Genomic DNA, 13,939 nt, shown 5'->3' with positions numbered 1-13,939 from the left:
CATCCCTCGCCGCAGTTGTCGGATCAGCCCACCACTTCCGTGACCGGCTGGAGATCGATCTCGAACGTTTCCAGGAATTTCGAGGTCATGATGTAGAATCCGACCGAGAGCTGCAGCTCGACCAGTGCGGCGGGCGTTAGTTTTGACGCGATCGCCTTGAAGGTCGCGTCTGTCGGCTTGTGCAGCTTGACGACCTCGTCGGTGAAAGCGAGCGCCGCGCGCTGCACCTCATTGAAACAGGACGCCGACTGCCAGTTCGCGAGCGCCTCGTTCTGCGCGTCGGTGACGCCGACATTCTTGCCGATGCGCTTGTGCGCGACGATCTCGTACGGCGCCTCGCACAAGATGCCGGTGCGCGTGATCGCGAGCTCGCGCACGATCGGATCGAGCTCTCCCTTGTGGCGGATGGCGCCGCCGAGCCGGCAATACTGCTCAAAATAACTCGGCGAATGCGACATCATCCGGAAGATGTTGGCATTGCGGTTCTTGCCGAGAATTTCGCGGGTGCGGTCGGACGCTTTGGACGGGTCGCTGTAGTCGATGCGGGCCATGATTTGCCTTGAGTGCTTCCTGGAGCCTTTGATGCTTATTGTCGTTGTCGGGCTAAGTTCCCCCAAACTCTATTCGTGCGCGACCGCACGAGCAACAACATCGAGTCAAAATGCCGCCGCATTGCTGATCGACCTTGGCACAGTCGATATTCGCCGCATGGGGACACATTGCAGCGAGTACTCGAAGTGGGGTGTTCCGAGTAAAATAATTGGCCATCGGGTGTGCGGCTCGCACAACGATGAGTCACGCCCAGGTCTAGGGAGAAAACGGCATGAAGGAAGCCACCAAGGGGGCGGCCTCGGGGGCGCTCGCGCATATGCTGGCGGTCATGGCGATGCTGGTCATCGCCAGTATCTTGTTCTACGGGCGCTAGCAAGAGTTGTAAGCGTTTTCGTCATTCCGGGGTGGCTCTCGCACAGGCCAGGCCCAGAATACCCGTTCCAGGCTCGGTCTCTCAGGACCGCCCCCGAATGACGAATCCCACTATTTCCTCCTCATGAAGAACGGCACGAGCTTTCCCGCGAACGGTCTGAAGCTCGCATCGACCTCGTCGCCGATCGCAAGGCCGTTCTCGCCATGCGCCATCATGCGAAAGCCCTCGGCGCAATCGACCAGCAGGATGTTGTAGGGCACATGGGCGCGGGTCTCGGGCGTGGCGGCCCGGCAGACCAGCGACGTCGCGTAGACCCTGCCCTTGCCGCTGGCGCGCTGAGCGCGCGGATCAGCTGCGCCGCAGCCCGCGCAGAAGGCGCGATGAAAATACTGCACGTGACCGCACGCGCCGCAGGTCTGATAGGTGATGGCCTGTTCGCCCTTGGTCCAGTCCGCCAGACGCTCACTCATCGCACCCGCTCCAGAAACATGCTGACATGCGACGACAGCACGCCGCCGTCGCCATGCAGCAGTGCGACCGAGGCGTCCCGCACCTGGCGATGAGCCGCCCGTCCCGTCATCTGCAAATGCGCCTCGACCAGATGCGCCATGGCGCCTCCGACGCCGCAATGGCCGTAGCTGAGCAGGCCGCCATGGGTGTTGAGCGGCATCCCACCGTCGTGGCCAAAATGACCGGCGCGCACGCGCGCGGCCGCCTCGCCGCGGCCGGCCAGCCCAAGGTCTTCCAGCAGCATCGCGAGCGTGATGGTGAAGCTGTCGTAGATGGCGGCGTAGCGCACGTCGGAGATCGCAAGGCCGGTGGCTTGCTTGGCGCGCGCGATCGAGATCTCGGCGCCGAGCTCCCCGAAGCCTGGTGCGGCCGTGACATGCTGATGCGTGTGCGCCTGGGCGCAACCGCGAATGCGGACCCCCAGCGCTCCGGTCCGCTCGCGGCTGATGACGAAAGCGGCGCCGCCGTCGGACACCGGACAGCAGTCGAGCAGCTTGAGCGGCATCGCCACCGGCTTGGACGCCATCACATCGGCGACCGTGATCGGCTCCTGGAATTGCGCGCCGGGATGGGTGCGGGCATGCGCCCGCATCAGCACCGCGAACTCGGCGAGATCTTGCTCGGTCACGCCGTATTCGTGCATGTACCTGCTGGCAACGAGGCCGTAATAGGCGGGAATGGTCGGGCCCAGCGGCACCTCGTAATCGGGATGGCCGACCTGGGCCAGCGCCTGGATCGAGGCGTCGCGGCTCTGCCCGGTGAGACGGTTCTCGCCGGCAACAACGAGGACGTGGCGCGCCACGCCGGCCTCGACCAGATGATGCGCGAGCATGGTCATCGCAAGCCCGGTCGCGCCGCCAACCTGCACGGCGTGGGCGTAAGCCGGGCGGATGCCGAAATGCTCGGCGAACACGGTCGCGAGCATGATATGCGGCGAGACGGTGGAGTAGCCACAGAGGATTCCGTCGATCTCGGCGCGGTTCAGCCCGGCATCGTCGAGCGCGAGCTGGGCTGCGTTGCTCATCAGGTCGAGCGAAGACGAGCCTTCATGCTTGCCGAAAGGCGTGAGGCCGACGCCGCTGATGAAGCTCATGGTCCTACCCCGTCATTCCGGGGCGCGACGAAGTCGCGAGCCCGGAATCCATCGTACGGCATGCCTGGGGATGGATGGATTCCGGTCTGGCGCCCCCAAAGGGCGCGCCCCGGAATGACGGATGAGAGAGTTTGCGCCATCACTGCCTCCTCTACTCCGGCAGCGAACGTGTCACGCCATCGCGGACCATGGTCGCGATCTCATCCACGGAGTAGCCGATCTCGCGCAGGATCTCCGCGCCGTGCTCGTTGAGCCGCGGCGCCAGCCGCACCGGTTCGGCTTCGGTCTCCGACCAGGTGGCCGTCACCTTCATGCTCCGGATCGGGCCCTCCGTGGGATGGTCCACGACCGGGAAGAAACCGGTCGCCTCCAGATGCTCATCATGCAGCACGCCCTGCAGGTCGTGCATCGGCATCACCGGCACGTCGGCTTTGGTGAGAAGGTCGATCCATTCGGCCGTGGTACGCGTCTCGAAAATGCGCGCAAGCTCCGCATAGACGACATCGATGTTGGCGGCGCGACCGGCGAAGGTCGCGAACATCGCGTCCGCCCGCAGATCATCGCGACCGGTTGCTTCGAAGAAACTGTTCCACTGCTTGTCATTGTAGACGATGACGCTGAGATAACCGTCCGACGTCTTGTAGGGCCGGCGGTCGCGCGAGAGGTGACGCGCGTAGCCACCCTTGTCCAGCGGCGGCTCGTAGGTGAGCCCGCCCATGTGGTCGCCCATGACGAAGCCGGCCATGGTCTCGAACATCGGGATGTCGACGCGTTGGCCGCGGCCGGTGCGGTCGCGATGCACGAGGCTGGCGCAGATCGCGCCGACGGCAGTGAGGCCGACGATGCGGTCGACCAGCGCGTTCGGCACATAGCGCGGCACACCGTCGCCGGTCTGCGCCATTAATGCCGGCAACGCGGTGGCGCCCTGGATCAGATCGTCATAGGCGGGCTTGGCGGCATAAGGCCCATCCTGACCGAAGCCGAACACGCCGGCATAGACCAGCCGCGGGTTGACTTCGGAGACGACGTCAAAGCCGAGCTGAAGCCGGGCCATCGCCTGCGGGCGCACGTTGTAAACGAGAACGTCGGCGTCCTTCAAAAGCCGGAGCACCGCTTCGCGGCCGGCGGGTTTCTTCAGATCGAGGCAGATCGACCGTTTGCTGCGGTTGGTGTTGAGAAACACCGGGCCCATGCCGGCGTGACGCATCGGCCCGATCAGGCGGGTGACGTCACCGTCCAGCGACTCTATCTTGATCACGTCGGCACCGTAGTCGCCGAGCATCTGGGTCGCGTAGGGGCCCATCAGCACGGTCGTCATGTCGATGACCTTGATGCCTTTCAGCGGCCCCATCGTTCACTCCCGATTGCGCGGGCTCCAGTCGCGGCTCGCGATCGGTTCAGCTAACGGCAGCAGCACGCGAGGAGCAAGGGCGGCCAACGTATGGCGGCATGCGCAGGCGACGCCGCTTATTTCTTCTGGCGGGCTTCGCGAACCTTGAGGAGACGGTCGAGCTCCTCGTTTTGCGCGCTGATGCGGTCGGCGATCCGCGACTCGCTCTGCTCACCCGACGCCGCCGCGGCCTGCTCGATCAGCTGACGGATGTTGTCCTCAAGGATCGCGATGCGATCGTTGAGGGCTTCGAGAGAGAGCGAGTCTTCGTAGTCATTGCTCATGATACATCCCAGCAAATCAATCAGGAGCCGTAGGGTGGGCCAAGCGAAGCGTGCCCACCATGATCTAGCGCAAGAGAGAAGGTGGGCACGGCGCTTGCGCGCCTTTGCCCGCCGTACGCGACTCTACTTCAACGGCTCCAGCAGGGAGACGTAATTCGCGACCGCCGCACCGCCCATATTGAAAATGCCGCCGAGTGTGGCGTTCTTGATCTGCATGCCCTCGGGCGCCTGTCCCGCAAGCTGCATCGCGGTCATCACGTGCATGGAGACACCGGTGGCGCCGATCGGATGGCCCTTGGCCTTCAGGCCGCCGGACGGATTGACCGGCAGCTTGCCCTCCTTGAGCGTCCAACCTTCCTTGATGGCGCGCGCGCCCTGCCCCTTCGGCGTCAGGCCCATCGCCTCGTACTCGATCAGCTCGGCAACGGTGAAGCAATCATGGGTCTCGACGAAGGAGAGATCGGTGAGCGCAACGCCCGCCTTCTCCAGCGCGCGCTGCCAGGCGACCGTGCAGCCCTCGAACTGGAGGATGTCGCGCTTGCTCATCGGCAGGAAATCCTGGGCGTGCGCGGTCGCCCGGAAGCCGATCGACTTGCTCATGCCCTTGGCGGTCTCGGCGTCGGCCAGCACCAGCGCTGCGGCGCCGTCGGAGACGAGCGAGCAGTCGGTGCGCTTCAGCGGACCCGCGACGTAAGGGTTCTTCTCGCTCTCGGCGCGGCAGAACTCGAAGCCAAAATCCTTGCGCATCTGGGCGAAGGGATTGGCGACGCCGTTCTTGTGGTTCTTGGCCGCGATCAGCGCCAGCGCATCGGACTGGTCGCCGTATTTCTGGAAGTAGGAGCTGGCGATCTTGCCGAACACCCCGGCGAATCCGCCAACCGTGTCGCCGTCCTCGGGCAGATAGGACGCCTTCAACAGGTTCTTGCCGATCTCGGCGCTCGGCGTGCGCGTCATCTGCTCGACACCGACGACCAGCACGATTTTGGCCGCGCCCGCGGCAATCGCGCGCACCCCCTGGTGCACAGCGGCTGATCCCGTGGCGCAGGCGTTCTCGACGCGAGTGGTCGGCTTGAAACGCAGTTTGGGGTCGGCCTGGAGCACCAGCGAGGCGGTAAAATCCTGCGGCGAAAAGCCAGCGTTGAAATGGCCGAGCACGATCTCATCGACATCGGAGGCGGAGATGCCGGCATCGGCCATCGCCTCGTTGGCAACGCGCGTGACCAGGCTTTCGACGGTTTCGGTGTCGAACTTGCCGAACGGCGTATGCGCCCATCCGACGATGCTGGCGGTCATGGTCATCTCCCTCGTCTTTTGCTGACCCTAGTCTTAGCTCAAGGACGGCGAGACTTCACCCGGCTTTCAGGGCCTTGAGCGTGCGCTGGCAGATGGCAGTTATGCCGGCCCAGTTCCCGGCCCTGATCTCCGCCGTCGGGCACAGCCAGGAACCGCCGACCGCCACGACGTTGGGCTCGGCGAGCCAGCTTGCCGCATTGGCCTCGCCGACGCCGCCGGTGGGGCAGAACCGCACATTCGGGAACGGACCGCCGAGCGCGCGCAGGCCCTTGATGCCGCCGGCCTGCTCGGCCGGGAAGAACTTTGCGATATCGAAGCCATGGGGCAGCGCCATCATCAACTCGGACGCGGTCGCAATGCCCGGCGCGAACGGCAAGCTGCTGTCGGCCGCGGCCTTCAGGAGATCGGGCGTCAAGCCCGGGCTGATGCCGAATTTGACGCCAAGCTTCTCGACCCGAGCGAAGTCGGCCGGATTGAGAATCGTGCCGATGCCGACGATCGCTTCGGGGACTTCGGCCATCATCGCCCTCGCGGCCTCGATCGCAACGGGGGTCCGTAAGGTGACCTCCAGCGTGCGGACGCCGCCGGCAACCAGCGCACGCGCCAGCGGCACGGCATCCTGGATACGCTCGATGGTGAGGACGGGAATAACGGTCGCTGCCTTGAACAGCGCGGCGAGGTGGTTCTGTTGGGCAGTCGTGGTCATCGTTGTCGCTTCTTTACTTGGTTGCCTGGCGAGAGGTCGCCGGCCGGTGCCGCTTCTTCGGGGGCATGGCATAGCCCGGAATGATGGCACCGGGATAGCAGATCACGAGGCTGGCGAGCCGATGCCCGGCCTGGGCGGCCTCGACCGAACCGGAACCGCCGAGCCTGGCGGCAATATAGGCCGCGGCAAAGCTGTCGCCGGCGGCGGTGGTGTCGACCACGGGCTTGGTCATGGGTTCGGCGCGTACCTCGCTCGTCCCGCCCGGAAAGCGCAACAGGCTCACCGGCTCGGCGAGCCGGAACACGAGCTCGGGCGTGGGGATGCGCGCCATCAGCTGATCGCGGCTCTCGCCCGGATAGAGCGCGTGCAGGTCCTCGGTCGAGGTCAGCACGATATCGGCACCTGCGAAGGCCGCAGCAAAGACCTCGCGCGCAACATCGCGATCGGGCCAGCCGCGGGCACGAAAATTGGTATCGAACACGAATCGGGTGCCGAGCAGGCGTGCGCGCTTGATCGCGGCGAACAGGCGCTCGCGCCCGGCTGCGTCGTAGATCGAGAGCGTGATGGCGGAGAGATAGACGATATCGTAGCTCATCAGCGAGTTGAGGATCTCGTCCGTCTCCGGCAGATCCATCAGCCGGCGCGCGGCCGCGCTGTCGCGCCAGTGGAAGAACTGGCGCTCGCCATTGCCGTCGGTTTGGATCATGTAGAGGCCGGGTAGCTTTCCCGGCACACGCACGACCCGTCGGGTCCCGACCCCCTCCGCGGTCCAGGCCGCGACCATCTCATCGCTCAAGCCGTCGTCGCCAAGCGCGGTGAGATAGTCGACCTTGACCTCCAGCCGCGCGAGATAGACGGCGGTGTTGAGGGTGTCTCCGCCGAAGCCACGCGAATATAGGCCACCACCCTGCCCGGCATGTTGCCCCCCTTGGGCCTGCCGAAGCTCGACCATGCATTCGCCGATGCAAGCAACGCTCGCCATCACTTTACCCGCTCAGTCACAGATCACGCGACGAAATTGCCGCCGAGCTCGTCTTCGATGTGAATGCGGATGATATCGTCGAACGTCCTCTCGGCGGTGGTGAAGCCGAGCTCGAGCGACCGCTTCGGATTGAAGTTGCGCGGCCAGCCGCCGACGATGCCGACGATGAAGGGATCCGACTCCCGCTTGATGCGCGCGGCCACCTTGTCGCCAGCGACCCGCTTCAGGGCCGCGATCTGCTCGCCGACCGTGGCCGACAGGCCGGGCATGGTGAGGTTGCGGCGCGGGCCGACGGCGGCGAGATCCATCGTGCCGGCATGGAGCAGGAAGCCGACGGCCGAGCGCGGCGTGGCGTGCCAGTGGCGGACGTCCTCGGAGACCGGCAACACCGCTTCCTTGCCGGCCAGCGGCTCGCGGAGGATGTTGGAGAAGAAGCCCGACGCCGCCTTGTTGGGCAGGCCGGGCCGAATGCAAATGGTCGGCAGGCGGATGCCGATGCCGTCGAGGAAGCCGCGGCGCGAATAGTCGGCGAGCAGCAATTCGCCGATCGCCTTCTGCGTGCCGTAGCTCAATAGCGGGGTGTGGAAGAACTCGTCGCCGATTGCGTCCGGGAACGGGGCACCGAACACCGCGATCGAGGACGTGAAGACCACACGCGGCTTGTAGCCGCCGCCCGCAAGCCTCACCGCGTCGAGCAGCATCCGCGTGCCGTCGAGATTGATGCGGTAGCCCTTGTCGAAATCGAGCTCGGCTTCGCCGGACACGATCGCCGCGAGGTGGAAAATCACGTCCGGGCGGCCGGCGATCAGCTTTTCAGCCGCGCCCGGCACGGCAAAGTCTCCGGACACCGTCTCGACCGCGAAACCGGCCTTTTCCGGCTTCTTCGGCTCGACCACGTCATGCATGGTCAGCTTGGTGATCTCGCTCTTGCCGAGCCGGCCATCGCGCAACAGCCGTTCACACAATTTGCGGCCGACCATGCCGGCGGCGCCCAGAACCAGAATGTGCAAGAGCCTACTCCTTTTTATTGGCCGGAACGCGCCGCTCCTGGTGCGTTCTCCTCACGCTCCCTTGGCGCGCTCTCAAGGCTGGCCCCGCAATCACTCCTTCACGGCGCCGGTCATTGCCGACACATAGTACTCCACGAAGAAGGAATAAAGGATAACTACGGGGACCGAACCGGTCAGGGCTGCGGCCATCAGCGCGCCCCAATGGTAGACGTCGCCATTGACGAGCTCCGTAATGGCGCCGACCGGGATGGTCTTGTTCTCGGATGAGGAGATGAAGGTCAGCGCATAGATGAACTCGTTCCACGACAATGTGAAGGCGAAAATGCCGGCCGAGATCACCCCCGGCAGGGACAGCGGCAGCGTGATCTTCGTCAGGATCTGGAGCCGCGTCGCCCCGTCGATCAGCGCACACTCCTCGAGCTCATAGGGAATGGTGCGGAAGTAGCCCATCAGGAGCCAGGTGCAGAACGGGATCAGGAAGGTCGGATAGGTCAGGATCAGCGCCAAATTGCCGTCGAACAGGCCGAGCTGGAACACGATCGCCGCGAGCGGAATGAACAGGATCGAGGGCGGCACGAGGTAGCCCAGAAAGATCGCCAGGCCGACGTAGCGCGATCCCTTGTAGCGCAGCCGCTCGATCGCGTAGGCCGCGCACACACTGGCAAACAGCGAGATGCAGGTCGAGGACACCGAGACGATCACCGTGTTCCACATCCACTGCGGATAATCGGTCTCGAAGAACAGCTTGTTGATGTGCTCGAACGTCGGATGCAGGATCCAGAACGGATTGTACTTCTCGTAGTCGTACATCTCCGCGTCCGGCTTGAACGTCGCAACCGCCATCCAATAGAACGGAAACAGCAGGAAGAACATGATCAGGCCGAGCGGAAGATAGACGCGGAGAAATCTCCGCGGCAGGCTTTCCAAATAGGACATTCCGACGCTTTGGTCGTCCACCGTGGTCATGGTCAGTCCCTCCCGCCCTGCTGCCAGCGAGACCGCTGAAGTCCGAAGAAGCTGAGCAGGATCGCGGCGACCAGGAACGGGATCATCGCATTCGAGATCGCCGCCCCCTCCCCGAGATTGCCGCCGGTGATGGCGCGCTGGAACGACAGGGTCGCCATCAGATGCGTGGCATTGATCGGCCCGCCGCGCGTGATGGTGTAGATCAGCTGGAAATCGGTGAACGTCATCAGCACCGAGAATGTCATGACCACCGCGATGATCGGCGACAGCATCGGCAGGGTAATGTGGCGGAAGCGCTGCAGATTGGTCGCACCGTCGAGATTGGCGGCCTCATAGAGCGAGGGCGAAATGGTCTGGAGCCCCGCGAGCAGCGTGATGGCGACGAAGGGCACGCCGCGCCAGATGTTGGCGACAACCACCGACCAGCGCGCGTTCCAGGGATCGCCGAGGAAGTCGATATAGTGCGAGATCAGGCCCGCCTTGATCAGCACCCAGGAGATGATCGAGAACTGGCTGTCGTAGATCCACCAGAACGCGATCGCCGAGAGCACCGTCGGCACCACGAAGGGCAGCAGCACGATCGCCCTGATGATCGACTTGAACGGCAGCCGCTCGTTGAGCAGCAGCGCCAGATAGAGTCCGATCGCGAATTTTATGATGCTGGCGGCGACCGTGTAGAAGATGGTGTTGAAGACCGACAGCCAGAACACCGAGTCCTTGGACAGCGAGACGAAGTTCTGGAAGCCGATGTAGCGCCCGACACCGCCGATCTTGGTATCGGTCATGCCGAGCCAGAAACCCAGCGCCAAGGGGTAAGCCAGAAACAGCACAAGGATGGCGATAGCCGGCACCATGAACATCGCGCCCAGAAAGTTCCGGCTTTCGAACGCCCTCGACCACAGGCTGCTGCGCTTGAGATGCGCGGCGACGGGCTCGGCCATAACTGCCATGTCGGACTCCCTGACAGAATAGTTGCGGCGTCCGGCGAACCGGACGCCGCGCGGACTGGAGCAGATCAGACCTGGTAATAGCGCTTGGCGCGCTCGGCAGCACGGGCTGCCGCTTCCTTCGGCGTGGCCTGTCCGGAGGCCGCCTCCGCGAACATGTCGACCACGACGAAGTCGCCCATGACGGCGGCCGAGGCGTAGCCGAGATCGCCGGCATAGCCGTTGTCACGGCAGCGCTTCAGGCAGTCGCGATACGGCGTGATCTTGGGATCGGAGGTCCACACCGGGTTGTCATTGTAGGCCGGGAGCGGCGGCGAGACGTATCCATTGGAGGAGACTTCCCACGCGTCGTAGTTCTCCTTGTCCATCATGTACTTGATGTATTCCTTGACCGCATTCGGATACTTTGAGTGCTTGTAGCCGTAATAGACCAGCACGTTCTGCTGCTCTGTGGGCACGCCGACGGGGCCGATCGGCATCGGCGCGTGATTCATGTCCTTGGCGATCTCCTGCTGTTTCGGATCGGGGGAGTTCTTGCCGACCGTCCAGATCGAGATGCCGTTCAGGGTCAGACTGAGTTCGCCGTTCAGGAATGCCTTGTTGTTGTTCGAGTCGTTCCACGACAGCACGCCCGGGATGAAGGTTGCATAGAGCTGCTTGACGTATTCGAGCGCCGCAATGGTCTCCGGCGAGTCGATCACGACCTCGTTCTTCTCATTGACGACCTTGCCGCCGAACGCCCACAGCGCCCACTGGCACCAGCCGTTGGCATCGCCCGTGGCGTGGCCGAGCGCGAAGCCGGCCGGCGTGTTGTTCTTCTTCAAGGCCTGGCACAGCTTGAGGAAGCCGTCGGTGTCCTTGGGGAACTCCTCGAAGCCAGCAGCCTTCATGTGGCTGATGCGGTAATTCAAGCAGCCGCCGGTCGCACCTTGCGGGATCGCGATCCAGCCATTGCCCTTCTTGCCGTACTTCTCGGCCACCGGATACCAGCCGCCATACTGCTTGCCGAGATAGTCGGCGACGTCAGTCACGTCGATCAGCTTTTCCGGAAACTTGTGGGGATCGTCGAGCGTGCCGATGATCAGGTCGGGACCGGCACCGACATTGGCGGCGACGGCGGCCTTCGGGCGGATGTCTTCCCAGCTCTCGGCCTCAAGCTTCACCTTCACGCCGGTCTTTTCGGAGAACTTCTTGGTCTGCTCGGCGAACTTGTCGAATTCGGCCTGGATGAACTGCTTCCAGCGCAACACGCGGATCGAAGCGTTCGGTTCCGGCTTGTTGGTCCACTCCGCCGCACGAACCGGGACGATCCCCGGGCCGGCCAGCAGGGCCGCGCCGCCGAGGCCCGCTTTGAGCACACTTCGCCTGTCAAAATCGCTCATAGTTCTCTCCCTGAATTTTCTATTTGTTTTGGTTCTTTTTTTCGTCGTTACACGCGCTTACCGGTCGCCTCGTCGAACAGATGAATCACGGACGGATCGGGCTTCAGCCGGACCTTGTCGCCCGGGTTGAACTGGTGACGCTCACGGAACACGGCCACGACCTGCTCACCGCCGAGCTTCGCAAACACCTGCGTCTCGGAGCCGGTCGGCTCGACCACGACGATCTCGGCTTCGGCGCCATCGTCGGCGATGGTGAAATGCTCAGGGCGGACGCCGTAGACCACAGGCCGGCCATCGGACGCGGTCGGCGCGGTCTTGAGCGGCAGCTTGACGCCGTTCGGCCCCTCGAAGCTCGCAACGCCATTGACGCGCACATGGCCCTTCAGGAAGTTCATCGCCGGCGAGCCGATGAAGCCGGCGACGAACTGGTTCTCCGGCGTGTCGTAGAGCTCGAGCGGTGTGCCCATCTGCTCGACGATGCCGTCATGCATCACGACGATCTTGTCGGCCATGGTCATGGCCTCGATCTGGTCGTGGGTGACGTAGACGGTGGTCGTCTTCAGCCGCTGGTGCAGTTCCTTGATCTCGGTGCGCATGGCGACGCGCAACTTGGCGTCGAGGTTCGACAAGGGCTCGTCGAACAGGAACACCTGGGGATCGCGCACGATGGCGCGGCCCATAGCGACGCGCTGCCGCTGACCGCCGGAGAGCTGGCGCGGATAGCGATCGAGCAGCGGCGACAACGCGAGAATTTCGGCGGCGCGCTTGACCCGCTTGTTGATCTCCTCGGTGCTCTCGCCGCGCAGCTTCATCGAGAAGCCCATGTTCTCGCCAACCGTCATGTGCGGATAGAGCGCGTAGTTCTGGAACACCATCGCAATGTCCCGCTCCTTGGGCTGGACATTGTTGACGACCCGATCGCCGATCGAGATCGTGCCGGAGGTGATGTTCTCGAGGCCCGCGAGCATGCGCAGGAGCGTCGACTTGCCGCAGCCGGAGGGGCCAACCAGGACGACGAACTGGCCATCCTCGATCGGAATCGAGACGCCGTGCAGGACTTCAAAATTGCCGAACGATTTCCGCACGTCGCGGATTTGCACAGACGACATTTAGCTCCCTCCTTCGACTCGACGACGCAATTGTCGCGCCGCCACCGTCTTGTTTTTGTGAACTTCGCCGAACGAAGCCCGCTCGTAACCGGCCACATTGTCGGCAGTTTGCGCGGTTTTGGCAATTTGGTCTTTGGTTATTCGTTGCTGGTAGCGCTGTCAACGTTCCTTTGTTTGCGGAAGTGACTGTGTTAAGAGCAGCCTATGGGTCGAAAGCGCACCAAGTCAGGCAAAATCCGGCTGGCAGAAGTCGCCGAGCACGCCGGTGTGAGCCCGATCACCGCCTCCCGCTTCTTTCGCAATCCGGAGGCGCTGTCGGTCGCCAAACGGGCGCGGGTTGAAAGCGCGGCCAGGGAGCTCGGCTATGTGCCGAACCTGGCGGCACGCGCGCTGGCGTCGCAGCGCACGGAAGTGATCGGTGTCTTGATTCCGTCGCTGACCAACAACGTCTTCTCGGACGTGCTGCGCGGCATCTATCATGCGTCCGAGAACAGCCGTTACTCGATCCAATTGTCCAACACACGCTACAGTATTCTCCAGGAGGAGAAGCTTCTGCGCATCTTTCTTGCGCAGAAGCCGGCCGGACTGATCGTCACGGGGATCGACCAGACCGCGGAATCGCGCACGATGCTGGAAGCGGCCGACTGCCCGATCGTGCAGATCATGGAGCTCGGGCCCAACCCGGTCGACATGATGATCGGCTTTTCGCACTATGATGCGGCGCGTGCCGCGCTTGACCATTTGCTGGAGCAAGGCCACCGCAGGATTGGGTTCCTCGGTGCGCGCATGGATCCACGGGTGCAGCGGCGGCTCGACGGCTATCAGGCCGCGATGAAGGAAGCCGGACTTTTCGAGCAACGTCTCGTCGTCACGACTGCGACCCCCACCTCGGTGACGCTCGGCGGCGCCCTGTTTGCCGATCTCCTGGGGCGGGAGCCTGATATCGATGCGGTGTTCTGTGCCAATGACGACCTTGCGCTCGGCGTGCTGTTTGAATGCCGCCGCCGCGAGATCGCCATCCCCGAGCAGATGGCGATCATCGGATTCAACGACCTCGAATTCATGGCGTCTGCCGTCCCCACCCTCACCAGTGTGCGCACCAACCGCTATGAGATGGGCCGAACCGCCGCCACCATGCTGATCGATGCGATCGAAGGGCGGCGGCCGGAGCGGCCGGTGCTCGACCTCGGCTTCAAGGTGATGGAGCGCCAGAGTTCGTCGTTGCGGCGATCGGACACCAGGCCAATCCTGTCCGGTGCGGGCGTCGAGAACAAAATGGTAGCGTTACCAAGCAGCCATGATTAATATCGAGCTTGTGAGGAAACGACCCACCAACGGGAGC

General features: G+C 63.7%; 14 protein-coding genes. 1 reads left to right on the top strand and 13 read right to left on the bottom strand.

Annotation, left to right across the window (positions count from 1 at the left end; all coding sequences use genetic code 11):
- Positions 1-23: 23 nt before the first annotated feature.
- The 13 genes from AC0L2O_RS16460 to AC0L2O_RS16400 form a co-directional block, all read right to left on the bottom strand.
- Positions 24-551 carry a carboxymuconolactone decarboxylase family protein gene (locus AC0L2O_RS16460; protein WP_473370433.1) on the bottom strand — a complete coding sequence of 176 codons (528 nt, stop codon included), beginning with the start codon at positions 549-551 and terminating at the stop codon, positions 24-26.
- A 484-nt stretch (positions 552-1,035) separates the two neighbouring features.
- Positions 1,036-1,395 carry a Zn-ribbon domain-containing OB-fold protein gene (locus tag AC0L2O_RS16455; protein ID WP_473370432.1) on the bottom strand — a complete coding sequence of 120 codons (360 nt, stop codon included), beginning with the start codon at positions 1,393-1,395 and terminating at the stop codon, positions 1,036-1,038.
- The gene (locus AC0L2O_RS16450) at positions 1,392-2,528 is read right to left on the bottom strand and encodes a thiolase family protein (protein ID WP_409189145.1); all 1,137 of its coding nucleotides are present in this window, start codon (positions 2,526-2,528) and stop codon (positions 1,392-1,394) included. The genes AC0L2O_RS16455 and AC0L2O_RS16450 overlap by 4 nt, the downstream gene beginning before the upstream one ends.
- Before the next feature lie 151 nt (positions 2,529-2,679).
- Positions 2,680-3,879, bottom strand: a complete 1,200-nt coding sequence (locus AC0L2O_RS16445; RefSeq protein WP_409189146.1) for a CaiB/BaiF CoA transferase family protein — start codon at positions 3,877-3,879, stop codon at positions 2,680-2,682.
- 116 nt (positions 3,880-3,995) lie between these two features.
- Complete coding sequence (locus AC0L2O_RS16440; RefSeq protein WP_369724481.1) at positions 3,996-4,202, bottom strand: hypothetical protein; 207 nt, start codon at positions 4,200-4,202, stop codon at positions 3,996-3,998.
- A gap of 123 nt (positions 4,203-4,325) precedes the next feature.
- Positions 4,326-5,495, bottom strand: coding sequence for an acetyl-CoA acetyltransferase (locus AC0L2O_RS16435; protein WP_369724483.1), 1,170 nt, complete (start codon positions 5,493-5,495; stop codon positions 4,326-4,328).
- Between the two features lie 55 nt (positions 5,496-5,550).
- Positions 5,551-6,201 (bottom strand): bifunctional 4-hydroxy-2-oxoglutarate aldolase/2-dehydro-3-deoxy-phosphogluconate aldolase, encoded by a 651-nt coding sequence (gene eda, locus AC0L2O_RS16430; RefSeq protein WP_409189147.1) that lies wholly within the window; start codon positions 6,199-6,201, stop codon positions 5,551-5,553.
- 13 nt (positions 6,202-6,214) lie between these two features.
- Entirely contained in the window at positions 6,215-7,183 is a 969-nt protein-coding gene (locus AC0L2O_RS16425) for a sugar kinase (RefSeq protein ID WP_473370431.1), read from the bottom strand.
- 23 nt (positions 7,184-7,206) lie between these two features.
- Positions 7,207-8,193, bottom strand: coding sequence for a D-erythronate dehydrogenase (denD, locus tag AC0L2O_RS16420; protein WP_473370430.1), 987 nt, complete (start codon positions 8,191-8,193; stop codon positions 7,207-7,209).
- Positions 8,194-8,283: 90 nt separating this feature from the next.
- On the bottom strand, positions 8,284-9,159 hold the full coding sequence (locus AC0L2O_RS16415; RefSeq protein WP_369724489.1) for a carbohydrate ABC transporter permease: 876 nt from the start codon (positions 9,157-9,159) through the stop codon (positions 8,284-8,286).
- 2 nt (positions 9,160-9,161) lie between these two features.
- Positions 9,162-10,109 carry a carbohydrate ABC transporter permease gene (locus tag AC0L2O_RS16410; RefSeq protein ID WP_409189150.1) on the bottom strand — a complete coding sequence of 316 codons (948 nt, stop codon included), beginning with the start codon at positions 10,107-10,109 and terminating at the stop codon, positions 9,162-9,164.
- A 65-nt stretch (positions 10,110-10,174) separates the two neighbouring features.
- Positions 10,175-11,488 (bottom strand): ABC transporter substrate-binding protein, encoded by a 1,314-nt coding sequence (locus tag AC0L2O_RS16405; RefSeq protein WP_473370429.1) that lies wholly within the window; start codon positions 11,486-11,488, stop codon positions 10,175-10,177.
- A gap of 47 nt (positions 11,489-11,535) precedes the next feature.
- Complete coding sequence (locus AC0L2O_RS16400) at positions 11,536-12,597, bottom strand: ABC transporter ATP-binding protein (RefSeq protein ID WP_369724493.1); 1,062 nt, start codon at positions 12,595-12,597, stop codon at positions 11,536-11,538.
- A 204-nt stretch (positions 12,598-12,801) separates the two neighbouring features.
- Between AC0L2O_RS16400 and gntR the strand changes: the two genes are divergently transcribed.
- Positions 12,802-13,902: an HTH-type transcriptional regulator GntR gene (gene gntR, locus AC0L2O_RS16395; protein WP_369724495.1), complete on the top strand. Its 1,101-nt coding sequence runs from the start codon at positions 12,802-12,804 to the stop codon at positions 13,900-13,902.
- Positions 13,903-13,939 lie beyond the last annotated feature (37 nt).

This window comes from Bradyrhizobium sp. Kon10, from assembly GCF_055807395.1.
The sequence above is the reverse complement of the archived record's forward strand: the minus strand, read 5'-3'. Positions and strand labels throughout refer to the sequence as shown.

Coding starts and splice junctions, on each gene's coding strand:
- AC0L2O_RS16460 (WP_473370433.1), bottom strand. CDS start 551: ATGGCCCGCATCGACTACAGCGACCCGTCCAAAGCGTCCGACCGCACC.
- AC0L2O_RS16455 (WP_473370432.1), bottom strand. CDS start 1,395: ATGAGTGAGCGTCTGGCGGACTGGACCAAGGGCGAACAGGCCATCACC.
- AC0L2O_RS16450 (WP_409189145.1), bottom strand. CDS start 2,528: ATGAGCTTCATCAGCGGCGTCGGCCTCACGCCTTTCGGCAAGCATGAA.
- AC0L2O_RS16445 (WP_409189146.1), bottom strand. CDS start 3,879: ATGGGGCCGCTGAAAGGCATCAAGGTCATCGACATGACGACCGTGCTG.
- AC0L2O_RS16440 (WP_369724481.1), bottom strand. CDS start 4,202: ATGAGCAATGACTACGAAGACTCGCTCTCTCTCGAAGCCCTCAACGAT.
- AC0L2O_RS16435 (WP_369724483.1), bottom strand. CDS start 5,495: ATGACCGCCAGCATCGTCGGATGGGCGCATACGCCGTTCGGCAAGTTC.
- eda (WP_409189147.1), bottom strand. CDS start 6,201: ATGACCACGACTGCCCAACAGAACCACCTCGCCGCGCTGTTCAAGGCA.
- AC0L2O_RS16425 (WP_473370431.1), bottom strand. CDS start 7,183: ATGGCGAGCGTTGCTTGCATCGGCGAATGCATGGTCGAGCTTCGGCAG.
- AC0L2O_RS16415 (WP_369724489.1), bottom strand. CDS start 9,159: ATGACCACGGTGGACGACCAAAGCGTCGGAATGTCCTATTTGGAAAGC.
- AC0L2O_RS16410 (WP_409189150.1), bottom strand. CDS start 10,109: ATGGCAGTTATGGCCGAGCCCGTCGCCGCGCATCTCAAGCGCAGCAGC.
- AC0L2O_RS16405 (WP_473370429.1), bottom strand. CDS start 11,488: ATGAGCGATTTTGACAGGCGAAGTGTGCTCAAAGCGGGCCTCGGCGGC.
- AC0L2O_RS16400 (WP_369724493.1), bottom strand. CDS start 12,597: ATGTCGTCTGTGCAAATCCGCGACGTGCGGAAATCGTTCGGCAATTTT.
- gntR (WP_369724495.1), top strand. CDS start 12,802: ATGGGTCGAAAGCGCACCAAGTCAGGCAAAATCCGGCTGGCAGAAGTC.